Annotated in this window: 28 protein-coding genes; 16 read left to right on the top strand and 12 right to left on the bottom strand. The window is 65.8% G+C overall.

Annotated elements, in window-relative coordinates:
• The 3 genes from AC1DTF_RS27150 to AC1DTF_RS27140 all read left to right on the top strand — a co-directional run.
• Window positions 1-398 (top strand): CoA transferase (locus AC1DTF_RS27150; protein ID WP_477476312.1); only part of this gene is annotated, 398 nt, incomplete at its 5' end.
• Window positions 395-1,819, top strand: coding sequence for an aldehyde dehydrogenase (locus tag AC1DTF_RS27145; protein ID WP_057166039.1), 1,425 nt, complete (start codon window positions 395-397; stop codon window positions 1,817-1,819). The genes AC1DTF_RS27150 and AC1DTF_RS27145, both read left to right, overlap by 4 nt.
• Window positions 1,820-1,901: 82 nt before the next feature.
• The gene (locus AC1DTF_RS27140; RefSeq protein ID WP_477476311.1) at window positions 1,902-3,377 is read left to right on the top strand and encodes an acetyl-CoA acetyltransferase; all 1,476 of its coding nucleotides are present in this window, start codon (window positions 1,902-1,904) and stop codon (window positions 3,375-3,377) included.
• Window positions 3,378-3,430: 53 nt separating this feature from the next.
• Here the strand turns inward: AC1DTF_RS27140 and AC1DTF_RS27135 are convergent, their stop codons facing one another.
• The 8 genes from AC1DTF_RS27135 to AC1DTF_RS27100 all read right to left on the bottom strand — a co-directional run bounded on the left by AC1DTF_RS27135 (window position 3,431) and on the right by AC1DTF_RS27100 (window position 10,449).
• A complete protein-coding gene (locus AC1DTF_RS27135) occupies window positions 3,431-4,066 on the bottom strand; it encodes an HhH-GDP family DNA glycosylase (RefSeq protein ID WP_477476310.1) in 636 nt (211 codons plus the stop codon).
• Between the two features lie 39 nt (window positions 4,067-4,105).
• Window positions 4,106-4,438, bottom strand: a complete 333-nt coding sequence (locus AC1DTF_RS27130; protein ID WP_477476309.1) for a TfoX/Sxy family protein — start codon at window positions 4,436-4,438, stop codon at window positions 4,106-4,108.
• A gap of 4 nt (window positions 4,439-4,442) precedes the next feature.
• Complete coding sequence (locus AC1DTF_RS27125; RefSeq protein WP_057166035.1) at window positions 4,443-4,832, bottom strand: nitroreductase family deazaflavin-dependent oxidoreductase; 390 nt, start codon at window positions 4,830-4,832, stop codon at window positions 4,443-4,445.
• 48 nt (window positions 4,833-4,880) lie between these two features.
• The gene (locus tag AC1DTF_RS27120) at window positions 4,881-5,357 is read right to left on the bottom strand and encodes an OsmC family protein (protein WP_477476308.1); all 477 of its coding nucleotides are present in this window, start codon (window positions 5,355-5,357) and stop codon (window positions 4,881-4,883) included.
• Between the two features lie 2 nt (window positions 5,358-5,359).
• Window positions 5,360-6,382: an LLM class flavin-dependent oxidoreductase gene (locus AC1DTF_RS27115; protein WP_057166034.1), complete on the bottom strand. Its 1,023-nt coding sequence runs from the start codon at window positions 6,380-6,382 to the stop codon at window positions 5,360-5,362.
• A gap of 86 nt (window positions 6,383-6,468) precedes the next feature.
• Window positions 6,469-8,790, bottom strand: a complete 2,322-nt coding sequence (gene lon / locus AC1DTF_RS27110) for an endopeptidase La (RefSeq protein WP_477476307.1) — start codon at window positions 8,788-8,790, stop codon at window positions 6,469-6,471.
• Window positions 8,791-8,818: 28 nt separating this feature from the next.
• A complete protein-coding gene (locus AC1DTF_RS27105; RefSeq protein WP_477476306.1) occupies window positions 8,819-9,454 on the bottom strand; it encodes a VC0807 family protein in 636 nt (211 codons plus the stop codon).
• Between the two features lie 104 nt (window positions 9,455-9,558).
• Complete coding sequence (locus AC1DTF_RS27100) at window positions 9,559-10,449, bottom strand: Ig-like domain-containing protein (RefSeq protein WP_477476305.1); 891 nt, start codon at window positions 10,447-10,449, stop codon at window positions 9,559-9,561.
• 7 nt (window positions 10,450-10,456) lie between these two features.
• On the opposite strand from AC1DTF_RS27100, the gene AC1DTF_RS27095 reads away from it, so the two are divergent.
• Window positions 10,457-11,143 carry a hypothetical protein gene (locus tag AC1DTF_RS27095; RefSeq protein WP_477476304.1) on the top strand — a complete coding sequence of 229 codons (687 nt, stop codon included), beginning with the start codon at window positions 10,457-10,459 and terminating at the stop codon, window positions 11,141-11,143.
• Between the two features lie 119 nt (window positions 11,144-11,262).
• Here the strand turns inward: AC1DTF_RS27095 and AC1DTF_RS27090 are convergent, their stop codons facing one another.
• A complete protein-coding gene (locus AC1DTF_RS27090) occupies window positions 11,263-11,700 on the bottom strand; it encodes a hypothetical protein (RefSeq protein WP_477476303.1) in 438 nt (145 codons plus the stop codon).
• A 55-nt stretch (window positions 11,701-11,755) separates the two neighbouring features.
• Window positions 11,756-12,583, bottom strand: coding sequence for an SDR family NAD(P)-dependent oxidoreductase (locus tag AC1DTF_RS27085; RefSeq protein WP_477476302.1), 828 nt, complete (start codon window positions 12,581-12,583; stop codon window positions 11,756-11,758).
• Window positions 12,584-12,791: 208 nt separating this feature from the next.
• On the opposite strand from AC1DTF_RS27085, the gene AC1DTF_RS27080 reads away from it, so the two are divergent.
• The 8 genes from AC1DTF_RS27080 to AC1DTF_RS27045 are packed head-to-tail and all read left to right on the top strand — an operon-like array spanning window position 12,792 to window position 21,981.
• Window positions 12,792-13,604 carry an MlaE family ABC transporter permease gene (locus AC1DTF_RS27080; protein WP_477476301.1) on the top strand — a complete coding sequence of 271 codons (813 nt, stop codon included), beginning with the start codon at window positions 12,792-12,794 and terminating at the stop codon, window positions 13,602-13,604.
• 3 nt (window positions 13,605-13,607) lie between these two features.
• Window positions 13,608-14,456, top strand: a complete 849-nt coding sequence (locus tag AC1DTF_RS27075; protein WP_477476300.1) for an MlaE family ABC transporter permease — start codon at window positions 13,608-13,610, stop codon at window positions 14,454-14,456.
• Window positions 14,457-14,468: 12 nt separating this feature from the next.
• Window positions 14,469-15,662, top strand: coding sequence for an MCE family protein (locus AC1DTF_RS27070; protein ID WP_477476299.1), 1,194 nt, complete (start codon window positions 14,469-14,471; stop codon window positions 15,660-15,662).
• Window positions 15,659-16,690, top strand: coding sequence for an MCE family protein (locus AC1DTF_RS27065; protein ID WP_057166024.1), 1,032 nt, complete (start codon window positions 15,659-15,661; stop codon window positions 16,688-16,690). The genes AC1DTF_RS27070 and AC1DTF_RS27065 overlap by 4 nt, the downstream gene beginning before the upstream one ends.
• Entirely contained in the window at window positions 16,690-17,772 is a 1,083-nt protein-coding gene (locus tag AC1DTF_RS27060) for an MCE family protein (protein WP_057166183.1), read from the top strand. Before AC1DTF_RS27065 ends, AC1DTF_RS27060 begins: the two co-directional genes overlap by 1 nt.
• Entirely contained in the window at window positions 17,772-19,232 is a 1,461-nt protein-coding gene (locus AC1DTF_RS27055) for an MCE family protein (RefSeq protein ID WP_477476314.1), read from the top strand. The genes AC1DTF_RS27060 and AC1DTF_RS27055 overlap by 1 nt, the downstream gene beginning before the upstream one ends.
• Window positions 19,232-20,449, top strand: a complete 1,218-nt coding sequence (locus AC1DTF_RS27050; protein ID WP_477476298.1) for an MCE family protein — start codon at window positions 19,232-19,234, stop codon at window positions 20,447-20,449. Before AC1DTF_RS27055 ends, AC1DTF_RS27050 begins: the two co-directional genes overlap by 1 nt.
• Complete coding sequence (locus tag AC1DTF_RS27045; protein ID WP_477476297.1) at window positions 20,449-21,981, top strand: MCE family protein; 1,533 nt, start codon at window positions 20,449-20,451, stop codon at window positions 21,979-21,981. The genes AC1DTF_RS27050 and AC1DTF_RS27045 overlap by 1 nt, the downstream gene beginning before the upstream one ends.
• A gap of 9 nt (window positions 21,982-21,990) precedes the next feature.
• Here AC1DTF_RS27045 and AC1DTF_RS27040 read toward each other — a convergent pair whose 3' ends face one another.
• Complete coding sequence (locus AC1DTF_RS27040) at window positions 21,991-22,494, bottom strand: Rv2253/PknI dimerization domain-containing protein (RefSeq protein WP_477476296.1); 504 nt, start codon at window positions 22,492-22,494, stop codon at window positions 21,991-21,993.
• A 188-nt stretch (window positions 22,495-22,682) separates the two neighbouring features.
• On the opposite strand from AC1DTF_RS27040, the gene AC1DTF_RS27035 reads away from it, so the two are divergent.
• The 4 genes from AC1DTF_RS27035 (at window position 22,683) to AC1DTF_RS27020 (ending at window position 24,714) form a co-directional block, all read left to right on the top strand.
• Window positions 22,683-23,012 carry a hypothetical protein gene (locus AC1DTF_RS27035; protein ID WP_477476313.1) on the top strand — a complete coding sequence of 110 codons (330 nt, stop codon included), beginning with the start codon at window positions 22,683-22,685 and terminating at the stop codon, window positions 23,010-23,012.
• Window positions 23,005-23,412, top strand: a complete 408-nt coding sequence (locus AC1DTF_RS27030; protein ID WP_057166020.1) for a hypothetical protein — start codon at window positions 23,005-23,007, stop codon at window positions 23,410-23,412. The genes AC1DTF_RS27035 and AC1DTF_RS27030 overlap by 8 nt, the downstream gene beginning before the upstream one ends.
• Before the next feature lie 76 nt (window positions 23,413-23,488).
• A complete protein-coding gene (locus tag AC1DTF_RS27025) occupies window positions 23,489-24,145 on the top strand; it encodes a hypothetical protein (RefSeq protein WP_057166019.1) in 657 nt (218 codons plus the stop codon).
• On the top strand, window positions 24,142-24,714 hold the full coding sequence (locus AC1DTF_RS27020; RefSeq protein WP_477476295.1) for a hypothetical protein: 573 nt from the start codon (window positions 24,142-24,144) through the stop codon (window positions 24,712-24,714). Before AC1DTF_RS27025 ends, AC1DTF_RS27020 begins: the two co-directional genes overlap by 4 nt.
• 25 nt (window positions 24,715-24,739) lie before the next feature.
• Here the strand turns inward: AC1DTF_RS27020 and AC1DTF_RS27015 are convergent.
• On the bottom strand, window positions 24,740-25,021 hold a 282-nt coding region (locus tag AC1DTF_RS27015; protein WP_477476294.1), incomplete at its 5' end, for a thiolase C-terminal domain-containing protein.

Here is a 25,021-nt window from a genome sequence, read left to right as displayed (position 1 = left end):
TCCTCGGGGCCTACACCAGCAGCCGGGACAAGCACGTCATCACCGAGGAACTCCAGGGCGTCGGCATCCCGGCCGGGCCGATGAACCGGCCGGGCGACGTGCTCGACGATGTTCAGCTCCAGTTCCGTTCGCTCTACACCGATCTGGAACATCCGCTCTTCGACGAGCCGATGCCCAGTGAGACCGGTCCGGCGCCCTACCGCACGATTCCGCGCGGCGAACTCCGCCCGGCGCCGGTGGCAGGGGAGCACACCCGCGATATCGCACACCGGGCACTCGGACTGGACAACGCCGAGATCGACCGGCTCATCGCCGACGGTGTCCTGTTCGAAAGCGACGTTCCGTTCACCAGCAGCGTGCCTTCCGAGAGCACCACCGACCAGAGGAGCGCCCCGTGAGCACCGCATCAGTCTTCATTGCCGGACAGTTCCGCCCCGCGTCCGACAGCATCGCTGTCATCGAGGCCGCCACCGAGGAGCAGCTCGGGCTGGGCGCCGCGGCAACAGAATCCGAGATCGATGACGCTGTGACCGCGGCCCGGACGGCCCTGCCGGGCTGGGCGGCCACTCCGGCCGCCGAGCGCGCGGGCGTGCTGCGGCTGATGGCGGATGCGCTGCAGAAACGGGCGGCCGGCACCCTGGAACTCTGCTCGCGCGAGAACGGTATGCCGATCCGGCTTTCCAAGGGCGCCAACGGCATGTTCCCCGCAGTGCTGCTGCGGTACTACGCCGACCTGCTGGACAAGACCGATCAGGAGGAGGTGCGCCCGGCCGCGATCGGCCACACCATCGTGCGCCGCGAGCCCGTCGGCGTCGTCGCCGCCATCACCCCGTGGAACTACCCGCAGGCACTTGCCATCATGAAGATCGCGCCCGCGCTGGCCGCAGGGTGCGCCATGGTGCTCAAGGCAGCACCCGAGACCGCCTTGGACGCCTTGGTTTTCGCCGAAGCGGCCGAGGAGGCCGGGCTGCCGGCCGGTGTACTGAACATCATCGCGGGCGGCGCACAGGCGGGTGCCCATCTGGTCTCACATCCCGGAGTGGACAAGGTGGCCTTCACCGGGTCGACGGTCGCCGGACGCATCATCGCCGAGACCTGCGGCCGACTACTGCGGCCGGTCACCCTGGAACTGGGTGGCAAGTCGGCCGCGATCATCCTCGACGACGCGGATCTGGACGCCACCGTCAAAGGGCTACGGTCGGCCTCGTTCGTCAACAACGGGCAGACCTGTCACCTGAGCTCACGGATCCTGGCACCGCGGTCGCGCTACGCCGAAGTGGTCGACGCGGTGGCGGCGCTGGCAGACGGGCTGGTGGTGGGTGACCCACTGCAGAAATCCACCGATATCGGGCCCCTGGTCAGCCGCCGCCAGCAGGAGCGGGTGCTCGAATACATCGGAGTCGGTAAGTCCGAGGCCAAACTGGTTGCCGGCGGCACCATCCCGGCTGACCAGCCGCGCGGCTGGTTCGTCTCCCCGACGGTGTTCGCCGACGTCGACAACTCGTCGCGCATCGCCCAGGAGGAGATCTTCGGCCCGGTGCTGACGGTGATTCCCTACGGCACGGATCAAGAAGCCGTCGACATCGCCAACGACAGTGAGTTCGGCCTGGGCGGCACGGTGTGGTCACCCGATGTGGATCGCGCCACCGATATCGCCCGCGCCGTGCACACCGGCACGATCGGCGTCAACGAATACCAGTTGGATGTCAACGCCCCGTTCGGTGGCGTGAAGGCCAGCGGACTGGGCCGCGAACTCGGCCCCGAGGGGCTGGCCGCCTATCAGACGCTCAAATCGATCTACCGGGTCGGACCGGCCTGACCCGGCGCGAGCGTGCGTGTCTGTTGCCTGACACGCCGCGCGCGACACCAAGTTTCCGCACGCTCGTGGAGAGGACCACACAGTGACCATCGACCCCAGAACCCCGGTGCTCGTCGGGTACGGACAGGTCAACCAGCGCGACGAGAGTTCGACGACCGAACCCGTGGATCTGATGGAGGCCGCCGCCCGCGCCGCCGCCGACCCCCGGGTGCTCGCCGCCGTGGACTCGGCGCGCGTGGTCAACCTGCTGTCCTGGCGCTACCGCGATCCGGGTCTGCTGCTCGCGCAGCGCATCGGCGCCCAGGACGCGGCCACCCGGTACACACCGATCGGCGGGAACGTGCCGCAGTCGCTGGTGAACCAGGCCTGCCTGGATATCCAGCAGGGCCGCAACGATGTGGTGCTCATCAGCGGCGGCGAGACGTGGCGCTCGCGCACCCGGTTGCGTGCGCGCGGTGAGAAGCTTGTCGGTACCAAACAGGACGAGTCGGTTCCACCGGCGCCCGGTTCCGACGACGAATTCCAGCTGGCCGGACCGGGCGAGCTGCGCATCCATCTGGACCGGCCGGCGTTCGTGTACCCGATGTTCGAGCAGGCGTTACGGATCGCGGCGGGCGCCACCCCGCAGGACCACCAGCAGCGCATCGGTGCGCTGTGGTCCCGGTTCAGCGCGGTCGCCGCCGGCAATCCGCACGCCTGGAACCAGGACGCGCTCAGCGCCGAGGAGATCGCCCAGCCCGGGCCGAAGAACCGGATGATCAGCGCCCCGTACACCAAGCTGATGAACTCCAACAACATGGTCGATCAGGGCGCGGCCCTGATCCTGATGTCGGCGGAGAAGGCCACCTATCTTCAGATCCCGCAGGAGCGTTGGGTTTTCCCGTACGCGGGCACCGACGCGCACGACACCTACGAGATCAGCCACCGCGCCGAGTTCCACGGGTCGCCGGCCATCCGCATCGGCGGCAAGCGGGCACTGGAACTCGCCGGGCTGGGCGTCGACGACATCGCCTTGGTCGACGTCTACTCGTGCTTCCCGTCCGCGGTACAGGTGGCGGCCAACGAACTCGGCCTGGCACTTGATGATCCGCAGCGCCCGCTGACCGTGACCGGTGGCCTGACCTTCGCCGGCGGACCGTGGAACAACTACGTCACGCATTCCATCGCCACCATGGCCGAGCGTCTGACCGCGACGCCCGGGGTGGTCGGCCTGATCACGGCCAACGGCGGTTACCTCACCAAACACAGCTTCGGCGTCTACGGCACCCAGCCGCCCAGCGACGGGTTCCGTTGGGAAGACGTGCAATCCAGCGTCGACGCCGAACCGATCCGCGCCGCCGAGGTCGAATGGGAAGGTGTCGGCACCGTCGAAACCTGGACGACACCGTTCGACCGCGAAGGGGCGCCGGAAAAGGCCTACCTGGCGGTCCGGACACCGGCGGACACCCGTGCCCTGGCGGTACTCAACGACCGCTCCGAGGCCGCGGCCAGCGTCGCCGAGGACATCGCCGGCGCCAAGGTCACCGTGCACGCCGACGGCACCGCCACGCTGGGCTGACGACAGGACTGCGGGCGCTGCGACGTCATGCAGCTCGGAACCCTGGTCACGGATTACGCGGACACCTGTTCGCGTAGTTCGTCGTCGAGAGAGACGCGCACCAGTGCGGCGGCCAGTTCGGCCGGCCTTCCCTTGGACAGCGCGAGCAACTCGTCGGGTTCGCCGGGCAATCCCAGCTCGCGTGCGGTCTTCAGTGCCCGCTTGTCGAAATACGGTTGCGCCCAGGGCCACACGTTCTGCGCTTCACGCAGGAAGATATCGGCTCCGGTGGGGCCGATACCGTCGAACTCTTGCAAGGCCCGAGCAGCGGCGCGGACGTCGTGCCCCGCCTCGTCGGCCAGATTGCGGAGGTCGCCGGAGTAGCGGTCCTGCACCGCGGTGGCGATCCCGGTGAGCCGGGTCGCCGAGCTCTCGTCGTACCGGGCGTAACCGGCACGGCCGAAGGCCTTGATCATGGTCGGACGGTCGGCGCGCAGCACGTCTGCGGGCGTGCGAAGCCCGCTGTGGAACAGTTCGCGTGCCGCGGCCACCGCGACCGAAGCGGCGATGGGCTTGCTGGCCAGCATGGTCAGGTTCAGCAGCTGGAACAGCGGTTTCGGTTTGTTGTCCAGCGTGATGCCGGCCTCGTCGGCGTAGGTGGTGCCCGCCTGCTTGAGCAGGCGGCTGATCGATGTGGAGGAGCCTGCCATGGGGTGGGCATACCCCGGGGCTTCGAGGGCTAACCGGTCCTACTTGGGCGGCAGGCCCGATGCGTACCCGAGGCCGCGGGTCACCCACGGCTGTAGTTGGCGTTTGGTGGTCACACCGGCCGCCGCGACCCGGATCCAGCCACGAGTTTCCCTGCCCGCCATCACCATCGGTTCGACGTGCGCGCGGGTGAGAAGCGCGGCGGTCTCCTCGGCGGGCACGCGCACCATCAGACCCCCGTGGCCGGACACGCAGACGGCCAYATGCCCGTGCACGAGGAAGGCCAGGCCGCCGAACATGCGTTTCTCGTCGATGCCGGCGGTGGTCGCGAGCAGTTCCCGGACCCGCTCGGCGAGGTCTTCGTCGTAGGCCATCGGCCTAGTCCAGATCGACGCGAACGGTGAGCAGGTCGCTGCCCATCACCCGGACCATGGAGCTGTTGAGCTGGGGCAGATGGGCCAGCCGGGCGATCGGGTCATCCGACGGCAGCAGGTGCGCGGTGCCGGTGCGCCATCGTCCTCGGATACGCACCCGGACAGCCGGATTGGCCTTGATGTTCTGCACGTAGTGCGAGTGCTCACCGTGCTCGGATACCATCCAGAATTGGCCGTCGATGACCCGTCCGCCGACCGCGGTGCGCCGTGGCAGACCGGATTTGCGGCCCGTTGTCTCCAGCATGGTGACGGGCAACTTGCGCCCGATCGGGTTGACGACGCGGCGCTGCACCGCGTGCACGACGCGGCGCTTGGCGGTGTTGAAGTCGGTCATCGGGCTCCCCGGGTCGCTGGTCAGTCGAGTCTAGGCGGTGGCCGACTCTCAGACCTGGGCGACGACACGCGGTTGACAGCCGACCTCGAAATTGACCGAGTTGGCGATGAAACAGAGTTCGTGCGCGCGTTCGTGGATCTCGGTGAGTGTCTCGGCCTGGTGCGCATCGGTGATGTGCACGGTCGGGCGCAGCACGACCTCGGTGAAATAGCCTCCGCCGTCGGCGGTCTGGGCCATGGTGCCCGACGGCTGGTCGGTGTAGCCGGTCACCGTGACACCGGCCTGGGCGCACAACGCCAGGACCCACAGCATGTGGCACTGCGACAGCGAGGCCACCAGGAGCTCCTCGGGGTTCCAGCGCTCGGGCACGCCCCGGAACGCTGGGTCGGCGGTGCCGGGGATCGTGGGTTTGCCCGGTGCGCTGATGTCGTGGGCGCGTTCGTAGTCGCGGTAGCCGCTGGTGCCGGAGCCGGTATTGCCGGTCCAGGTGATGTCGAGTTCGTAGTGATGGGTCTTGTCGGCCATGCTCACACGGTAGGAGCCCACCCCAGGGCGGGTCCGAGTCGGGCGGCCATATCGCCGATGATCTGCGTGTAGTCCTCGGCGGCGAACGTGAATGGCAACGCGAAGGTGATCTCGTCGGCGCGCTGGAAACCGGCGTGCGCGAAGAGCTGGTCGGCGAGTTCGTCGGAGGGCCCGACGTAATCGGGGGAGAACATCATGCCGCGGGGACCCTGGGGTGTCGTGGTCCGCTCGAACCGGCTCGCGGCGTAGTCGCGGTAGCGCTGCACCTGGTCGTTGCTGGCCGAATCGGTCGGGATGACCACCAAACCCTGTGACACCCGCGCCTTTTCGGGGTCGGGATGGCTGGCGCGGTAGGCGTCGATCTGCTCGGCTTGAATGGTGGCGAAATCGCGGGATTCGGTGCCCTCCGTGCTGACCACCGAACTGGTCAGATAGTTGATGCCTTGCCGGCCGGCCCAGACCGCCGACTCCCGTCCGCCGCCGTACCAGAGGCGTCCGGCCAGCCCGGGGGAGTGCGGCTGGACCCGGTTGGTGAACTGCTCGATGCCGACGGTGCCCTCGAAATCGCTGACCGGTTCGCCGCGCAGGGCGCGCAGCAGCCGGGACACCCGCTCCTTGGAGAAGTCCTCGCTCATGTGCGTGTCGGGGTACAGGGCGGTCTTGTAGTGGTCGTAGAGCATCGGGGTGCCCACCGATACGCCGGGATTGATCCGCCCGCCGGAGAGTAGGTCGACGGTGGCAAGGTCCTCGGCCAGCCGCAGCGGGTTCTCCAGGCCCAGCGGAATCACCGCGGTGCCCAGCTCGATGCGCGAGGTGCGCTGCGTGGCGGCGGCCATGATGGTCACCGGCGAGGAGATGCCCGGCTGCAGATGCCGGCACCGCAGCCACACGCTGTCGAAGCCGAGGTCCTCGGCGTGCTCGATGACCTGCAGGGTCTCCTCGATGCCGGGCCGTGGATTGTCGGCGTCGAAACGGCCAATGGTCAGGAAACCGAGCTTGCGCAGCCGTTCACCGCGTCGTGGCATATCTCCTACTTCCCGCGAGCGTGCGTGTCTGTCCCCGACACACCGTGTCAGACGGTACAAACACGCACGCTCGCGAGATATTTCGGCTAGGCGGCGACGGTCGCCGCCTCAGCCGCCGGCTCCAGTGCCAGGGCGACGATCTCGGCGACATCGGTCATCGGCCTGACATCCAGGGCCTGCAGCACCTCGGCTGGGACCTCGTCGAGGTCCGGTTCGTTGCGCTGCGGGATGAACACCGTCTTCAGCCCTGCCCGTTGCGCGGCAAGCAGCTTCTGCTTGACCCCGCCAATCGGCAGCACCCGGCCGTTCAGCGTGACCTCACCGGTCATGCCCACGTCACCGCGGACCTGTCGCCCGGTGGCCATCGAGACCAGGGCCGTCACCATGGTGACGCCGGCCGACGGACCGTCCTTGGGGACGGCACCCGCGGGCACGTGCACGTGGATCTGGCGGTCCAGGGCCTTCGGGTCGACACCCAACTGCTCGGCGTGGGCCCGCACGTAGGACAGCGCGATCTGCGCGGACTCCTTCATGACATCGCCCAGCTGGCCGGTCAGCTTCAACCCCGGTTCGGCATCCACGGCCCCGGCCTCGATGTAGAGCACGTCGCCACCCAGCCCGGTCACGGCCAGTCCGGTCGCCACGCCCGGCACCGCGGTGCGCTCGTCGGAGTCCGGCGTGAACCGCGGACGGCCCAGGTACTCAACGAGATCGGGCTCATCGATGGTCAACGCCTCGGTCGAGGTCGCCAGCTTCGTGGTGACCTTGCGCAAGGCCTTGGCCAGCAACCGCTCGAACTGCCGCACGCCCGGTTCGCGGGTGTAGTCCGCGGCGATCTTGCGCAGTGCCGCATCGGTCAGCGTCACCTCGTCAGAGGTCAGCGCCGCCCGTTCGGCCTGCCTGGGCAGCAGGTAATCCCGCGCGATGGCCACCTTGTCGTCCTCGGTGTAGCCGTCGATCTGGATCAGTTCCATCCGGTCCAGCAGCGCCGACGGGATGTTCTCGATGACGTTGGCCGTCGCCAGGAACACCACATCGCTCAGGTCCAGATCCAGCTCCAGGTAGTGGTCCCGGAACGTGTGGTTCTGCGCCGGGTCCAGCACCTCGAGCAGGGCCGACGACGGGTCGCCGCGGTAGTCCGAGCCGACCTTGTCGATCTCGTCGAGCAGCACGACGGGGTTCATCGAACCCGCCTCGCCGATGGCCCGCACGATACGGCCGGGCAGCGCGCCGACGTAGGTGCGCCGGTGACCGCGGATCTCGGCCTCGTCGCGCACACCGCCGAGGGCGACGCGAACGAACTTGCGACCCAACGCCCGTGCCACGGATTCGCCCAGTGAGGTCTTACCGACACCGGGCGGACCGGCGAGCACCATGACGGCGCCGGAGCCGCGGCCGCCGACGACCGACATGTTGCGCTGCGCCCGTCGGGCCCGCACGGCCAGGTACTCGACGATGCGGTCCTTGACGTCGTCCAGGCCGTGGTGATCGGCATCCAGGATCTCGCGGGCCGCCTTCAGATCGGCCGAGTCCTCGGTGGTGACGTTCCACGGCAGCTCCAGGACGGTGTCCAGCCAGGTACGGATCCAGCCGCCCTCGGGGCTCTGGTCGCTGGAGCGTTCCAGCTTGCCGACCTCACGCAGGGCAGCCTCGCGGACCTTCTCGGGAAGGTCGGCCGCCTCGACGCGGGCCCGATAGTCGTCCGACCCTTCCGGTTCACCCTCGCCCAGTTCCTTGCGGATCGCGGCGAGTTGCTGGCGCAGCAGGAATTCCTTCTGCTGCTTGTCCATACCGGAACGGACGTCCTCAGCGATCTTGTCGTTGACCTCGACCTCGGCCAGGTGCTCGCCGGTCCATTCGATGAGCTGGCGCAGCCGCTGCGACACGTCCTCGGTCTCCAGCAGTTCACGCTTCTGCACATCGGTGAGGTACGACGCGTAGCCGGCGGTGTCGGCCACGGCGGACGGGTCGGTGATCTTGTTGACCACGTCGACGATCTGCCAGGCCTCGCGCCGCTGCAGCATCGCCAGCAGCAGCTTCTTGTACTCGGCGGCGAGTGCGCGGGTTTCCTCGGTCGACTCGGCGTCGGCCACCTCGGTGACCTCGACCCAGAGCGCCGCACCCGGTCCGGTGGTCCCGGTGCCGATGTGGGCGCGTCGTTCGCCCTTGACGACGGCGGCCGCGCCACCGCCGGGAATGCGCCCGACCTGCACGATCGAAGCGAGCACACCATAGGTGGGGTACCGGTCGTCCAGGCGAGGGGCGATCAGCAGCTGGCCCGAGTCGCTGGACTGGGCGGCGTCGACCGCGGCCCGGGCGGCGTCGTCGAGCTCGATGGGCACCACCATTCCAGGCAGCAGGATGGGCTCACTGACGAACAAGACCGGGACGGAGATGGGTTCAGACATCAATCCTCCAAAGTTGATTCTGATGCACTCAACTCAGGGCGGCTGCGCTTTGTTCCCGTCGAGATCTCGCCTTTCTGGCCACCACCGCCGTCGCCAGGATCAGCAACCCGGTCAACGCCAGGGACACCACGGTGTTCACGCCCTTCCCGACGTCCACGGACAGCGAAAAGATGATGGCCAGACTGATCAACATGCCGAACAGCAGGCCGACTCCCCACATCGCTGAGAGCAGAATGTGGACGCGGCGGGTGAAGTCCTGCTCGCCGGGCGCGGGTGTGCCCTGCGCGGTGTGGACGCGTTGAGCCACCACCTGGGTCAGCGGTGTGCCGATGAGACAGCTGCCCAGGAAGATCAACGCGCCGATCCCGCCGACCAGCGTGTCGCCCACCATCAGCATCCGGGCGTCGGAGGTGACCAGTCCCACCGCCAGACTCAGGCCGAAGTTGAGCATCAGGTAGCCGGCGAACGGGTCGAGCCGGCGGGCCCTGATGGCGTCGACACTCACCTTGATCCCGGCCAACACTGTCGCGGTCAGCAGTGCGATGTATTCGGACGCCCCGGCGGCGCGCAGACCGTAATAGGAACCCAGCGGCGGCCCGATATCGAGCAGAACTCCGAGCAGGATCGGGCGCAGGGCCGGTCGTGGCGCTTGCCCCTCGGTCATCGCGCCGACGCTAGAACGCGGCACTGGCAATTCGCTGTGGGTGGTTCTGCATTTTCGACATGAGAACACCGTCGCCACCGAGCACTGGCCCAGGTGGCGACAGCTCAGACCACGGTGCCGACGACGTTGAGATTGATCGTCTTCACCGGATCGCCGTTGTGGGGCGTGAACAACTTCAGCAGGTTGAGCCGATTGTCGGTCGCCACCACCTTGAACGAATCCGTCCCGCCCTGCGCGGCGAACTCGGAATCGGGTGTGTAAGTGAACGACCCGGTGAGTTCGTCGACTGTCACCGTGCCGTGTGTGGGCGTTCCGACGACGAGATAGCGCACTTCGGGCCGGACCACGGTCCCGGTGAGTACGCCGTTGAGTGAGCCGTCAGGGTTGAAGCTGCTCACGCTGGTCACTGTTCCGGTCACGCCTCTGAGGTCGCCTGTACCGAGTTCTGGCACCAAAGTCGCGAAAGACTGCTCGCTTGCGCCACCTTCCAGCAGCGTGCCCTCGAATCTGAGGGCGACATCACCGGTTCCGAGGCCGTCGATGGTCACCTCACCCGTCTCGGTTCCGCGGTAGAAGGCAACGCTGTAGTCCTCGGGGTTCAGGTAAGCGCAGGTATTGTCCACCGCGGCTGGAGCATGCCAGTTGTCGTCCGGCGCTCCGCCGAGGATCGCCGGGTTGGTGAACGACAGTCCGATCAGGCCGGGTTCCGGCGCGCAGCCGCAGTCGGTCGGTACGGCGGCCCCGGCATAGACGCTCGAGCGAATCTGGACCGTCTTGCCGAGTTCATCGGGATCGACGGCGTCGATGTTGCCGGTGATGACACCGGTGGCGCTCTGCTCGCCGATCTGCACGGACGTGATGACCGGTGATTTGTTCAAGAATCCGCGCCGCACGAAGGCCAACAGGGCCCAGGCGAACGGCGATTGCCCGGACGGGGTCGTCGGCGACGAACCGATGACGGGGCCCAGGACCGCGTTGAAGAATCCGGTCACCATCTTGTTGATGATGGCCAGCGGTCCCGATGTCCGGAGCGCCCCGGGCAGCGCGAGTTTCTTTGTCGTGGTGGTGGACAACGCGACAGGAGCTGTCGACTGGGCCGCGGGCGACTTAGGTGAAATTGCGGCCGGGGTGGTGATGGCGCTCGTGTTGCTCTCCAGCGGTGCCGAAGGAGTCGGAACCGCGGTCAGGCGGCGTGCAGCTCCGGCGGCCGCCGAGGAACGGGCCGTCATCGCTGACCGCCGAGACGTGGCGGGCTCAGTCCTGCCGGTGACCGGCGAGGCCGACGAAGTGACCGGATCGCCGGCCGGCGCCGGATTCGGCTCCGAGTCGGCTGGCTCCTGCAGGCTCGTCACCGATGCGGCGACGCCGGTCCGCGATGATGGTGAGCCCGTCGTCGCCGACCTGGGGTGCGTCTTTCGAGTCGAAGCCGTCATGGGCCGCTTCGGCCCGCTCCGCTGGGTGGTGCTGGTCGCCGATGGCGCCGGCTCGGCGGTCGAGGAGGCTGACGTGCTGTCGGAGGATGTAGCCGACGACGAGTCGTCGGCGGCAGCGATGCCGTATCCGGTGGCCACCGCGGCTACCAGCCACGCGGACACCGCGGCGCCCCCGTATCCACCGACCCGAGCGGTGGTCTTGGTGATGCGCGACATCTGTTGCGACCGTGTCGTTCTACCTTCGGTCTGCGTCTGAGTGGATATGGCTCGTGGCATCATCGAGGACCCTTCAGTGTGAGGTGTGATCACCACCACAATGAAGTGTTGAAGCGACTTAGTGCACTGCATGTTCCGGTGAATGGACGTTGTCCGTCGTCACAGCCGCACCAGTGAGAACGGGTAGGTGAACGGGCCACCCGGCGCCCCGTCGCAGCCCTCCGCGAATGACGATGTGAGGATGCCCTGTAGCGTCACCGCATCCCAGGAGTAGACATCCCGCGTGGGGACGACCGGACCGTAATACACGTTGCCGCAACGTAATCCGTCCGGGACGTCGACGGTCAGCGTGTACCGGCCTTCGGCTAGGTGGGCGTCGCCAACGTACTCGAACGCCTTGGCGACCGGCATCGGGATCGCGTTGACGGTTGCGCAATTCTCCGCGGATGGGATGCAGTGCGTAACCGCCCAGGTCCACGTGTGAAAATCGTATCGCTCCGGAATGATCAGTTGATAGTTGGCGAAGAACGCCTCTGCCTGGCTTGCGGGCGGACCCACCAGGATGGCCACCGCCAGCGCAGCGCATACGTACACCATTCTCGCGACCTTCATACCGATCCCTTTCCTCGCGACGCCGTCCGAAATAGGCGCGCTACATGTGCGATCCGCCGTCGATCCGGACCTCCGTGCCCGTGATGAAGTACGCATCGTCGCTTCCCAACATCGCCACGACTCCGGCGACTGCATCCGGCTTGGCAAAGACTGCGCCGTCGGCCAGCGGCAACATCGGTGCGACCTTGCCGAACAGGCCGAAGTCGGCGTCCTCGGGCAGACCAGGGCCGATACTCTGCCTCGCGGCACCCGTGCCGTCAGTCATCCCGGATGAGATCGATCCGGGCTGAACGCAATTGAACCGAATGCCGGCCTTGGCGAACTCCAATGCCCAGGCGTGCGTCATCGACAGCACGCCGCCTTTGGAAGCCGCATAGGCCGCCATGTACGGGTGCGCGAAGTGGGCTGAGGTCGAACTGAAGTTGACCACTGCCGGGCCGTTGCCCGTCCGCAACGCCCCGAGCGCCTCTCGCGTGACCAGGAAAGTCCCGACGAGATTGACGCGGAGCACCTGCTCGAAGTCTGCGAGCGTGGTCTCTGCAAGGTGCGATGACCGCAGGATGCCTGCCGCGTTGACAACAGTATCCAGTCCGCCGAGAACCGAGATCGCCTCCGCGACGCCGGTCCGCACCGATGCTTCGTCGCCGATATCCATCACCAGAGGCGAAAGCCGCGCCGCAAATCCGCCCGCTTTGTCGATGGTGTCGCTCAAGCCCTCTGCACTGACATCGGCGGCGACCACGCGGCCACCCTCGGCGAGGATCCGCAGCACGCACGCCTGACCGATACCCGAACCGCCACCGGTGATCAGGACGCGCCGCTCGGCATAACGCGAGAGGTCGGGCGACGGTGGGGTGGATACAGACACAGCACAGCTCCTTGCGGGTGGATGAACGCTTACACGTATCGACAGGAATCACGTTCCCGTGCAACTGGCCTCGGCCGGTGTGATGGTTCCCGGTGGATGGGACGCGGTGTGTCCCACATCATGCATGGCTGTCACCGTTCTGTGGTCAGCGTGCCGACAGGTCGCTTGTGAGGTTCGTCAGAGCCAGTCGTGGAGGGTCCTTCGGTACATGGTGAGCAAGACTCAGGACCGTTGGTCCTCCGGATTGCCGGTCTTCAGATCGGGCGCTCCGGGGCCGATGCGCGCCATCGGCGGTCTGCTGGCCATGTCCGCCGATGCCGTCAAGTTTCTGTTCCAGCGCCCTTTTCAGGGCCGGGAATTCCTGGAGCAGTCCTGGTTCGTGGCCCGGGTGTCGTTGATGCCGACAATCCTCGTCGCGGTTCCGTTCACCGTGCTGGTCAGCTTCACGCTGAACATCCTGTTGCGCGAATTGGGAGCGGCGGACCTGTCGGGAGCGGGTGCGGCTTTTGGCGCCGTCACCCAGGTGGGACCCATGGTCACCGTGCTGATCGTCGCCGGTGCCGGCGCGACGGCGATGTGCGCCGACCTCGGATCGCGAACGGTGCGCGAGGAGATCGATGCCATGGAGGTGCTGGGCATCAACCCCGTGCAGCGCTTGGTCACACCCCGGATGCTCGCCTCGGGACTGGTGGCACTGCTGCTCAACAGTCTCGTCGTCATCATCGGAATCCTGGGTGGCTATGTCTTCTCCATCTTCATCCAGGGCGTCAACCCGGGTGCATTCGCTGCCGGCATCACGCTGCTGACAGGTGTACCCGAGGTGATCATCTCGTGCGTGAAGGCCGGGTTGTTCGGGCTGATCGCCGGCCTGGTGGCCTGCTACCGCGGTCTGATGATCAGTGGCGGGGGAGCGAAAGCAGTAGGGAACGCCGTCAACGAGACCGTGGTGTACGCCTTCATGGCGCTGTTCGTGGTGAATGTTCTGGTCACGGCCATCGGCATCCAGATGACATCGGACTAGCCGATGACCCCCACACGAACGCTCCGCCCGCACCTTGCGCGGGAACTGAACAGACCCGTGAGCACCCTGGGGAGAATCGGTGATCACACGATGTTCTACGGCCGCTCGCTGGCCGGTGTGCCGCATGCAGTTGTCCATTACCGGCGTGAGGTCATCCGTCTCGTTGCCGAGATCAGCATGGGCGCAGGCACGCTGGCGATGATCGGCGGGACGGTGGTGATCGTCGGGTTCCTCACCCTGGCCGCCGGCGGCACCCTGGCCGTGCAGGGCTACAGCTCGTTGGGTGACATCGGGATCGAAGCTCTGACCGGATTCCTGGCGGCATTCATCAACGTCCGGATATCGGCGCCCGTCGTCGCCGGCATCGGCCTGGCTGCCACATTCGGCGCCGGCGTCACGGCCCAGTTGGGTGCCATGCGGATCAATGAAGAGATCGACGCATTGGATGCCATGGCAATTCGTCCCGTCGAGTACCTGGTGAGCACCCGCATCGTCGCCGGCATGATCGCCATCACGCCGCTCTACTCGATCGCGGTGATTCTGTCGTTCATGGCCAGCAAGCTGACCACGGTGGGGTTGTTCGGGCAGTCGGCGGGCCTGTACAACCACTATTTTTCGACGTTCCTCAATCCGGTTGATCTGCTGTGGTCTTTCCTGCAGGCGATCCTGATGGCGATCGCGGTGCTGCTGGTGCACACCTACTTCGGGTACTTCGCCAGCGGTGGACCTTCTGGTGTCGGCGTCGCAGTGGGCAACGCCGTCCGAACATCCCTGATCGTCGTGATCTCCGTGACATTGCTCGTGTCCCTGTCGATCTACGGCTCCCACGGCAACTTCAACCTGTCGGGATAGGGCGGAACGCAGATGGCGATCAGTTCGAAAGTCAGACGTCCCCTCGTGGGCCTGGTGACGGTGGGCGTGGGCCTGGCTGTCGTCGCACTCTCGGTCGGATTGTTCCGGGGGAGCTTCACCACGACGGTTCCGGTCACCGTGCTGTCCGAACGCGCGGGTCTGGTGATGAACGCCGATGCTAAGGTCAAACTCAATGGTGCGCAGGTAGGTTCGGTTCAATCGATCGAGTCTCTCAACGACGGCCGTGCCGCGCTGCACCTGGCCATGGATCCGTCGTATATGGAGATCATCCCCGCCAACGTTCGGGTGGACATTTCGTCCACCACGGTCTTCGGCTCGAAATTCGTGGAACTGGTGTCTCCGCCAGACCCCTCGGCGCAGGCGCTGCGTCCTGGACAAGTGCTCGACGCCGGCCATGTCACCGTCGAGATCAACACGGTCTTCGAACAGCTGTCGACCGTATTGAAGAAGATCGAACCCACCAAACTCAACGAGACCCTGGGTGCATTGGCCACCGCGCTGGACGGCCGGGGCGACCAGATCGGCCAGATGCTGGCGGATTTCGACGGGTTTCTCGCCAAGATCGACCCGAGCCTGCCGACCATGGAGCACGAGATCGCCACTGCGCCGGGGGTCATCACCGCCTACGCCGATGCATCCCCTGATCTGATCACCACCGTCGACGCCGCAACGCAGATGAGCGACACGCTGGTCGACGAACGGCAAAACCTCGACGCGCTGCTGGTGAGCGTCATCGGCCTGGCCGACACCGGGACTGAAGTGGTCGGTGTCAACCGGCAGGCGATCACCGATGTCATGCACCTGCTGGTCCCGACCACCGATTTAACCAACGAATACAACCCGGCGTTGACCTGCGGGCTCGGCGGCGCGGTGCAGTTGGCCAAAGCCCCAGGTACACCACTGCCCGGTGGCGTGCTCCTCCAGTCGATCGTCCTCGGGCAGGAGCGTTATCGCTATCCGCAGAACCTACCCAAGGTGGCAGCCACCGGCGGACCGCAGTGCACCGACCTCCCCAAGGTGCCCTTCCAGAAGAGCCCGCCGTTCGTGATCGCCGATGTCAACGCCAACCCTGCCCAGTACGGCAATGAAGGGATCCTGCTGAACTCCGACGGCCTCAAACAGGCACTGTTCGGCCCGATTGACGGGCCGCCCCGCAACTCCGCGCAGGTCGGACAACCCGGATGAGTGCAATGACCAGGACGGCAATCAAGTTCGGAGCATTCGCCCTCACGATGGTCGTGTTGACCGCAGGGCTCTTCGCCATCTTCAGTCAATATCGATCAGGATCCACCGTGGGCTACTCGGCTCTGTTCCGGGATGCATCGAGCCTCAAATCCGGTGACTCGGTGCGGATCTCCGGGATTCGGGTAGGCACTGTGCAAGATGTCGACCTGCAGTCGGACAACACTGTCCTGGTCGCTTTCGACGCCGATGACAACATCCGCCTCACCGAGAACACCAAGGTGGCCGTGCGCTATCTGAACCTGGTCGGTGACCGTTACCTGGAACTCCTCGATCAGCCTGGATCAACCAGAATCCGGCCACCCGGCACGCGATTCGGGGTCGATCAGACCGAACCGGCGCTGAACCTCGATCTTCTGCTCGGCGGTCTCAAACCGGTCATCCAGGGACTCAACCCCGACGATGTCAATGCGCTGACCAGTTCGCTGATCCAGATCCTGCAGGGCCAGGGCGGTGACCTGGAGTCGTTATTCGCTCGGACATCGTCATTCACCAACGCGTTGGCCGACAACGGGCAGACCGTGGAGAGCCTCATCGACAATCTCAATGACACACTGACCGTGCTGTCCAAGGACGGCGAGAAGTTCTCCGGCGCGGTGGACGGGCTGGAGCGTCTGGTCACGGGCCTCGCGCAGGAGCGCGACCCGATCGGTGAGGCCGTCACCGCACTGGACAACGGGACAGCCTCGCTGGCAGGGCTGCTCACCGAGGCGCGCCCGCCGTTGTCGGGCACCGTGGACCAGCTCACCCGACTTGCCCCGCTGCTGGCCAACGACACCGACCTGGCCCGTCTCGACCTCGTCCTGCAGAAGACCCCGCAGAACTACCGGAAACTGGTCCGGCTCGGCTCCTATGGGAGCTGGCTGAATCTCTATCTCTGTGGAATCTCGATTCGAGTGTCCGATCTGCAGGGACGTACAGCCCACTTCCCATGGGTCATCCAGAACACCGGAAGGTGCGGGGAACCCTGATGCTGAAATATCGTCAATCATCCCTGGTGCGTTCAGGATTCATCGGACTGGTGCTGATCGTGCTGATCATCGCTGTTGGGTTACAGCCCCAGCAGTTGGTGGCCATGGCCACCTCGGTTCGGTACCAGGCCGTCTTCGCCGAAGCAGGCGGACTGACCGCCGGTAACAACGTCAAGATCTCCGGTGTCACCGTCGGCACCGTGTCCGATGTCGAACTCGACAAGGGAGCGGCGTTGGTGACCTTCGCCGTCAACAGCAAGGTTCGACTCGGCACAGACACCATCGCGCAGATCGGCATCGGCACACTGCTCGGCGAGCGGGTGTTGGTGGTCGAGCCGCGTGGCAACGACCGCATGCGGGCCCTCGGAGTGATTCCTTTGGCGCGCACGTCGTCTCCGTACTCGTTGACGGAGGCGCTCAATGAGTTCACCGCCAATACCGCCGAGACCGATACTGCTGCCATCAACCAATCGCTGGATGTGCTGTCGGAGACCGTCGAACGCCTTGCGCCGCAGCTGGGCCCGACGTTCGACGGTGTGAGCCGGCTGTCGAAATCGCTGAACAGCCGCAACGAGTCGCTGAGCGGTCTGCTCTCCACCGCTGCCGATGTCACCGGAATACTCTCGGAACGAAGTCAACAGGTGAACAGCTTGCTACTGAACGCCAACGACCTGCTCGGCGTGCTGCAGGATCGTCGGTACGCGATCGTCAACCTGCTCGCCAACACCACAGCAGTGGCTCAGCAGTTATCCGCCCTGGTCGACGAGAACGAGCAGGAACTTGCACCGACCCTCGAACAGCTCAACCGTGTCTCGGAGGTGCTCGAACGCAATCGGGACAATCTGACCAAATCGCTCAACGGCCTGGCCAAGTACCAGCTGACCCAGGGTGAAGCGGTCAACAACGGGTTCTACTACTACGGTTTCGCATCCAACCTGCTGCCGGGACCGGCTATTCAGCCGTTTCTCGACTACGCACTCGGGTTCCGTCGCGGTGTCGACGCGGGGCAACCACCGGACAACGCCGGCCCCCGCGCGGAATTCCCGTTCCCCTACAACGGCATCCCCGGAGGTTCGCGATGATGGCTCTCGGTCCGCGGACCAGAAAGGTGACCGTCGTCGCGATCGTCGCGACCCTGGTAGCCGGCCTCGGCTTCGTTGCCTATCGGCAGTTCCTGAGCCCGAAGACGATCACTGCCTACTTCACGTCCGCGACCGCCATCTACCCCGGCGATGAGGTCCGTGTCGTCGGCGTCCGCGTCGGCACCATCGACGAGATCGAACCGCTGGGCACCCGGACCCGGGTCACGCTGAAGGTCGACCGCGATGTCCCGGTGCCGGCGGACGCCAACGCCATCATCGTGGCGCCCAACCTCGTCTCTGCCCGTTACGTGCAGCTGACACCCGCCTACGGCGCGTCACCGGAGTCCAGCGGTGCCACCATGTCAGATGGTGCCGAGATCGCCGAGGACCGCACGGCGATCCCGGTCGAGTGGGACGACATCAAGGAGCAACTGACCCGGCTCGCAGCCGAACTCGGCCCGGCCAGCGGCGTAGCGGACACCTCGTTGGGACGCTTCATCGACAGCACGGCAGATGCCATGGCGGGCAACGGGGATCGGCTGCGCGAGACCATCACCCAGCTGTCAGATGTCGGCAGAATTCTCGGTGAGGGCAGCGGAGACATCGTCGATGTCATCAAGAACCTCCAGGTGTTCGTCACCGCCCTGCGTGACAGCAACACCCAGATCGTGCAATTTCAGGATCGTCTCGCCGACGTGACCAGTGTGGTCGACGGCAGTCGTGGCGATCTGGATTCGGCCATAAAGGAGCTGTCCACGGCCGTCGGTAAAGTCCAGCGCTTTGTCGCCGGGTCGCGTGACCAGACCGCGGAGCAGATCGAACGTCTCGCAAATGTGACGCAGGTGCTCTCCGACAACAGCATGGCGGTCAAGAACATTCTGCACGCGGCGCCGAACGCTCTGGTCAACGGCTACAACATCTACAACCCCGATTCCGGCGGCCCGCGCGGATCGTTTGCGATGAACAACTTCTCCAACCCCGTCGCGACGGTCTGTTCGGCGATCGCGGCCGTCGAGAACGTCACCGCCGCAGAGTCGGGCAAGGCCTGCGCGCAGTATCTGGGGCCCGCGCTGCGGCTGATGAACTTCAACCATCTGCCATTCCCGTTCAACGCCTATCTGGGGCCGGCGCCGAAGAACGTGATCTATTCCGATTCGAACCTGGCGCCCGGCGGTAGCGGTGCAGCCCCCCTCCCGGCCGAGATAGCACCTGCCGTATCGGCCTACACCGGCGCCGGCGATGTGCCGCCACCGCCGGGCTGGAGCAATCCACCGCAGCCGCCGGGCGCGTATGCCCCGAACGGACTTCCGGCTGCCCGCACGCCTGCGCTCTATCCGGGTGCGCCCATCCCGCCCGGTGTGCCCGCGCCGCCGCCGGCACCTGCTGCGTCCAACCTGACGGAACTGCTGCTCCCCGCCGAGGCCGGCGCCGCGGCACCCCATCCAGGAGGCACCCCGTGATGACACCGAAGGCAACGCGCAGGTCAGCCGCGATCGCCTGTTGCGCGGTGCTGGTGACGTCCGGGTGCTCGTTTGACGGCATCAACTCACTGCCGTTGCCCGGCACCGTGGGTACCGCGTCGGACGCGACGACCTACCGCGTGCAGATCGCCAATGTGGCTACTCTTGAATCCAATTCGCCTGTCATGGTCGACGATGTCGTCATCGGAACGGTCCGCAGGATGACGGTGGACAACTGGACTGCCAACGTCGAGATCTCCGTCAAGCCCGGCGCAGTGGTCCCGGCGAACGCCATAGCCACCGTGGGCCAGACGAGCCTGCTCGGGTCGATGCATCTGGCGCTCGATCCGCCGTTGGGCCAGGAGCCCGCGGGCCGGTTGGAGCCGGGCGCCACGATTCCTTTGAACAGGGCGTCGACCTACCCTTCGACCGAAGAGACGCTCTCCTCCCTGTCGGTGGTGGCGAACGGTGGCGGACTCACTCAGATCGGTGACATCGTCCGCAATTTCAACGCTGCACTCGACGGCCGCCAAGTCCAGATCCGCGACCTGCTCACCCGGATGAACACGGTGATCGGTCTGCTGGACAGCCAGAAAGACAACATCATCGAGACGATCTCGGCGCTGAATCGACTCGCGGGGACGTTCGCCGGCCAGCGTGGTGTGCTCACAAACGCACTGAACCGCATCCCGGCGGCACTGGACGTACTCAACGAACAGCGACCCCGAATCACCAGTGCATTGACGAAGATGGGCACCTTCAGCGATACCGCCTCACAACTGATCAACGAGTCGCAGGCCGATATCGTGCGCAACCTTCGGAACCTCGAACCGACGGTGCGCGCACTGGCCGATGTGGGACCCGACCTGGCGACGGCACTGACCTACCTGCCGACCTACCCCTACACCCAGGAATTCATCGATCGCGGTATCCGCGGCGACTACATGAATCAGTTCATCGTGTTCGACTTCACGATTCCGCGACTGAAAAAGGGGATGCTCCTGGGCACCAGGTGGGGAGACCCTGATGCGTCGCTGGTTCCGGCCCCCGGCGATCCCTGGTATTCGACGTATACCCGCGATCCGCTGACGGCGCCCTTCACCCCGATTCCGAACGAGGTGGCCGCCATTCCGCCGCTGATCGACGCCGCGCCGACAGATCCGGTCCAGTCCGCGCCGGTCGACCATGCCATGGCGCCGATCGAAGGGGGCAACTGATGTTGACACGCTTCGTCCGAAACCAGCTGATCATCTTCACGATCGCCTCGGTGATCGGCGTCGGCACGATGATCTTCGTCTACCTGCAGGCTCCGATGCTGCTCGGTCTCGGGCGGATCGGGGTCACGTTGCAGGTTCCCGCGACGGGCGGCCTCTACCAATTCTCGAACGTGACCTATCGGGGCGTCGAGGTCGGAAAGGTCACCGAGGTCCGGCCCACCCGCGCCGGCGCCGAGGTGACGATGTCGCTGCAGCGGTCACCGAAGATCCCCGCCGACCTTCAGGCCAATGTCCGCAGTGTGTCGGCCGTCGGTGAGCAGTACGTGGATCTGGTGCCCCGCACCGAGGACGAGCCCTACCTGGAGGACGGCTCGGTCATCACCGTGGAGAATGCGTCGCTGCCCCAAGCCGTCGGGCCCATGCTCGATCAGATGAGTGCCTTGGTCGACAGCGTCCCGACGGGAAAACTCGGCGACCTGCTCGATGAATCATTCAAGGCGCTCAACGGAACCGGCGATGATCTCGGCGCCCTGTTCGACGCCTCGGGTGAGCTGGCGGCCGGGCTCAACGATGCGTCGGGCAACGCCCGCGACCTGATCGAGGACGGCCGCCCGTTGCTGGACGGTCAGGCCGAGAAGGTCGATTCGATCCGGTTATGGGCACGGAGCCTGGCCGGCATCACCGGTCAGATCGCCGACCGGGACCAGGAAGTGCGCACAATCCTGCAGACCGGTTCGGGTGCCGCGAATGAGGCGTCGCGGCTGCTCAATCAGATCAAGCCGACGCTGCCGGTGCTGCTCGCCAATCTCACCACTGTCGGCCAGATCGCCGTCACCTACCATCCCTCGATCGAGCAACTCCTGGTACTTCTGCCGCCGTATCTGGCAGCCACCCAGTCCTACGGGTCATCCCTGCAGAACCCGACCGGGATGGCATTGTCGGAGTTCACCCTGACCCTTGGTGATCCTCCGGCCTGTTCGGTGGGCTTCCTGCCACCCTCTTCGTGGCGCTCGCCGTCGGACCTGACCGATGTGGACACCCCGGACGGGCTGTACTGCAAGCTTCCCCAGGATTCCCCGATCGGCGTGCGCGGGGCGAGGAACTTCCCGTGCATGGACAAGCCCGGGAAGCGCGCGCCAACGGTCGAGATCTGTGAGAGTGACCGCCCGTATGAACCGCTTGCCATGCGTCAGCACGCCACCGGCCCGTACCCGATCGATCCCAGCCTGATCGCTCAGGGCGTTCCCCCCGATGATCGAATCACCCTCGACGAGCAGATCTTCGGGCCCGTGGCGGGAACCCCGATGCCGCCACCGGCGGCAGCCGAAGTCGTGCCCCCGCCTGTCGAGGGAGGTGCCGTACCGGCGGTTCCCAGTAGCGCGCACTCCACAGGAGATGACGGACCCTCGGTGGCCTTCGCGACCTACAACACTGCGACCGGGCAGTACGCCGCCCCCGACGGCAAGGTCTACAGCCAGCCAGATCTGGTTCAGCCGGCCGCGCAGAGCTGGGAAGAGTTGATGCCCAAATGATCTCGCTGGTCAGGTGATCTTGACCAGCTTGAACGGCATGTTGATGTACACCGGTTTGTTCACGCCGCAGGCACCGCTGGGCCCGGTGGTGACGTCCTCGCCCACGAGAGTGGTCGAGGTGAGATCGAAGTTGGCGCCCTCGGGCGTCGTCGGCTTGAAGCGGAACACCTGCAGCCCGGGTGCCGTGCTGCCGTCGGGGCAGGGGATCCACCCGTCGACGGTGTGCTTGACGTACCAGACGCCGCTTTTTTGATAGATCGGCGCCGCCCAGCCCCAATCACTTTCGACGGTGCCGGTGCACTCGCCGGGGTAGCTGCACTGAGTCTCGACTGTCCAGGTGCTGCGTAGGCTGGCCTGGTCGTAAAAGACCTCGTTCTTACGCGCCCACTCCCCGTTCGAGGTCGCGGTGTAGGTGCCGTTGAGGCCCCAGTCCGGATTGTCGGCGTGTGCGATGGGCGTCGTCGCCGCGCCGGTGATGGCGGCGGCGAGGACGATTGCGGGTACACGCAGCATTGCCTGCTCCTATGACTGGCCTGCTGCCCGGAATCAGCAGCGCACAAAGTAAATACCCGCCTCGAGACGGCGGCCGCCAACGTGTCCGCTGAGTGGGCCACCTTCGTCCGACGCTGCCCACTTCCTGACAGAGTGTCAACGTGCGAGAGAGTGCGGTGCTGGCGGCGGTATCGCTGGCCGCTGGGCTGATGATGTCCGCCCCGGCTCAGGCGGACATACCAACCTGCGACGGTCCGACATGCACACCGGGTATCACTCCCGGCGTGATTCTCGGCGCGACCTGCTCGGACACCGCCACCTTCGTCTTCGGGACGACCTCGTGGGGCCGGATGGTGTTCTGCGGCTCACCGCGCCGATACGAGCCCCGATACTTCCGTTCGCCGTCGATGGCCGGAGTGAAGGAACTCGGCGCCAGCTGCGCCGGTTACGAGAACTGGGTGGCGCAAGCTCCCGATGGCCTGTTCCTCAGCTGCCAGGCCCGGAACGGGAGCGCACTGTGGGGTCGCGGGGATGAATAGGAGATTCATCGCGGCGTTGTGTGCCGGGGCCGCCGCGCTCGCGACAGCCGTTCCCGCCCAATCCGACCCGCCGACTCTTCGTGCTGTCACCTACACCGTGACCACCGCGAATCCGGTGTCTGCAGACATCTATTTCCGCGATGTCGACCCGCCGAATTGGGCGGACTACAGCCACAACCCATACATGTTCAGTCCGAAGGTCAGCGTCGAGCTGGGGCCCGACCGGCCCTGGGTCCTGCGAGCCGCATTGGTCGATCCGGACAGGTGGGCCATGGTCTCGGCCACCAGCGGACGGCACCCCGTGGACCCGATGTTTCGATGCGAGCTGGCGATCGACGGTGTCGTTGTCGCGACTGCAGAAGGCGCCAAAGGCGCACTCTGCGCCATACGTCACTGGTGACCGGCAGATCTGTGACGTGGCCCACTGGATGGGAACGTGCCCCGGGGCGGCCGGGTCTTCGGAATAGCGTGCCGGTATGTCGGTAACCGAAGCGTCGTCGGACCTCACGGCCGACCAGGCCGAGCTCGAGGTTGTTGAAGCAGAGCGGCGGGCGGCCGAGGCGCGAGCTCGCGTAGATCAGCTGCAGCATAAGCGCGGCGGCACGTCGGACGCGTCGTGGCGCACACGTGCCCGGTTGCGGCTGTCCACGCTGCGATGGGCGCGGATCGCCACCGTCCTGGCTGTGCTGGGCAGCGTTGCCTTGTTCACCGCGAGTGGATACATGATCCAGCAGGGGCACAACGTGCAGGCCGGCGATCGCAACCGCGCCGAGTTCGTCGCCGCGGCACGGCAGGCCGCGGTGACCCTGATGTCCATCGACTTCAACAATCCTCAAGAAAGCGTGCAGCGGATCGTCGACAACTCGACCGGTTCGTTCCGCCAGGAGTTCGAAGGCGCGGCAGACGATTTCATCAAGATGGCGAAAGACGCCAAGGTCACCACCAAGGCAACCGCTACCGCGGCGGCAGTCGAGTCGATCACTGTGGATTCTGCCGTGGCGCTGGTGTCTGTCTCGTCCACCGTGACCAACGCGGCGGGCGCAGACGAGGCACCGAGAAGCTGGCGCCTCACTGTGGACCTGCAGCGGGAGGGTGATCAGATCAAGATGGCGAAGGTGGAGTTTGTTCCGTGACGATCAGTGACATGACGGTTGAGGTGGCCGACGACCCGGAAACGGCTCGAAAGAAAGCTGATCCGGCACCGCTCGTATCGAGAGTCATCGTGCGCTGGAGAGGGATTGCCGTCGGGGGATTGGTACTCATCGCTTCGGTTCTGACGGCGGCGCTGTACGTCAACGACTTCCGTCCGATCATGCAGACGGGTGCAGCGGTTGAACAGGTTGTGGTGGATGAAGCGTCATCGGCGACGGTCGCGCTGCTGTCCTACTCGCCCGAAACGCTCGACCGGGATATGGAACGCGCGCAGTCCTTGATGACGGGTGAATTCCTGACCTACTACGGCAAGTTCACCACCGATGTGGTGGCGCCGGCGGTGCGGGACAAAGGAATCAAGGCCAGCGCGCAGGTGATGAACTCGGCGGTAATGGAGATGCAGCCCGACAACGCCAAAGTGCTGGTGTTCCTCAACCAGGAAACGATCAGTCGCGACCGCCCTGAGCCTTCACTTGTTGCGAGCAGCGTGGTCGTGAGCGTGACCAAGGTCGACGGAAAGTGGCTGATCTCAGCGCTCGACCCGGTGTGATCACGTAACCACTGTCCCGCAAGCGCTACCGCGCGACGATGACTGAGGATCCGTGGCCGAAGAGTCCTTGGTTGGCGGTGACGCCGACGGTGGCGTTTTCGACTTGGCGGCCGGTGGCTTGGCCTTTGAGTTGCCAGGACAGTTCGCAGACTTGGGCGATGGCTTGGGCGGGGATGGCTTCGCCGAAGCTGGCCAGCCCGCCGGAGGCGTTGACCGGGATGCGGCCCCCGAGGGTGGTGGCTCCGGAGCGCAGCAGTTGTTCGGCTTCGCCTTTGGCGCACAGGCCGAGGTGTTCATACCAGTCGAG

This window comes from Mycobacterium sp. P4_H6 (genome assembly GCF_056400845.1).
This window is presented reverse-complemented; position numbering and strand designations above follow the sequence as displayed.

Excerpts from the sequence above, each read along its gene's own strand:
- AC1DTF_RS27135 (WP_477476310.1), bottom strand. The coding sequence starts at position 4,066 with ATGGCAGGCTCCTCCACATCGATCAGCCGCCTGCTCAAGCAGGCGGGC.
- AC1DTF_RS27125 (WP_057166035.1), bottom strand. The coding sequence starts at position 4,832 with ATGACCGACTTCAACACCGCCAAGCGCCGCGTCGTGCACGCGGTGCAG.
- AC1DTF_RS27120 (WP_477476308.1), bottom strand. The coding sequence starts at position 5,357 with ATGGCCGACAAGACCCATCACTACGAACTCGACATCACCTGGACCGGC.
- AC1DTF_RS27115 (WP_057166034.1), bottom strand. The coding sequence starts at position 6,382 with ATGCCACGACGCGGTGAACGGCTGCGCAAGCTCGGTTTCCTGACCATT.
- lon (WP_477476307.1), bottom strand. The coding sequence starts at position 8,790 with ATGTCTGAACCCATCTCCGTCCCGGTCTTGTTCGTCAGTGAGCCCATC.
- AC1DTF_RS27105 (WP_477476306.1), bottom strand. The coding sequence starts at position 9,454 with ATGACCGAGGGGCAAGCGCCACGACCGGCCCTGCGCCCGATCCTGCTC.
- AC1DTF_RS27100 (WP_477476305.1), bottom strand. The coding sequence starts at position 10,449 with ATGGTGACCGGATTCTTCAACGCGGTCCTGGGCCCCGTCATCGGTTCG.
- AC1DTF_RS27095 (WP_477476304.1), top strand. The coding sequence starts at position 10,457 with ATGATGGCCAGCGGTCCCGATGTCCGGAGCGCCCCGGGCAGCGCGAGT.
- AC1DTF_RS27090 (WP_477476303.1), bottom strand. The coding sequence starts at position 11,700 with ATGGTGTACGTATGCGCTGCGCTGGCGGTGGCCATCCTGGTGGGTCCG.
- AC1DTF_RS27080 (WP_477476301.1), top strand. The coding sequence starts at position 12,792 with ATGGTGAGCAAGACTCAGGACCGTTGGTCCTCCGGATTGCCGGTCTTC.
- AC1DTF_RS27075 (WP_477476300.1), top strand. The coding sequence starts at position 13,608 with ATGACCCCCACACGAACGCTCCGCCCGCACCTTGCGCGGGAACTGAAC.
- AC1DTF_RS27070 (WP_477476299.1), top strand. The coding sequence starts at position 14,469 with ATGGCGATCAGTTCGAAAGTCAGACGTCCCCTCGTGGGCCTGGTGACG.
- AC1DTF_RS27065 (WP_057166024.1), top strand. The coding sequence starts at position 15,659 with ATGAGTGCAATGACCAGGACGGCAATCAAGTTCGGAGCATTCGCCCTC.
- AC1DTF_RS27060 (WP_057166183.1), top strand. The coding sequence starts at position 16,690 with ATGCTGAAATATCGTCAATCATCCCTGGTGCGTTCAGGATTCATCGGA.
- AC1DTF_RS27055 (WP_477476314.1), top strand. The coding sequence starts at position 17,772 with ATGGCTCTCGGTCCGCGGACCAGAAAGGTGACCGTCGTCGCGATCGTC.
- AC1DTF_RS27050 (WP_477476298.1), top strand. The coding sequence starts at position 19,232 with ATGACACCGAAGGCAACGCGCAGGTCAGCCGCGATCGCCTGTTGCGCG.
- AC1DTF_RS27045 (WP_477476297.1), top strand. The coding sequence starts at position 20,449 with ATGTTGACACGCTTCGTCCGAAACCAGCTGATCATCTTCACGATCGCC.
- AC1DTF_RS27040 (WP_477476296.1), bottom strand. The coding sequence starts at position 22,494 with ATGCTGCGTGTACCCGCAATCGTCCTCGCCGCCGCCATCACCGGCGCG.
- AC1DTF_RS27035 (WP_477476313.1), top strand. The coding sequence starts at position 22,683 with ATGATGTCCGCCCCGGCTCAGGCGGACATACCAACCTGCGACGGTCCG.
- AC1DTF_RS27030 (WP_057166020.1), top strand. The coding sequence starts at position 23,005 with ATGAATAGGAGATTCATCGCGGCGTTGTGTGCCGGGGCCGCCGCGCTC.
- AC1DTF_RS27025 (WP_057166019.1), top strand. The coding sequence starts at position 23,489 with ATGTCGGTAACCGAAGCGTCGTCGGACCTCACGGCCGACCAGGCCGAG.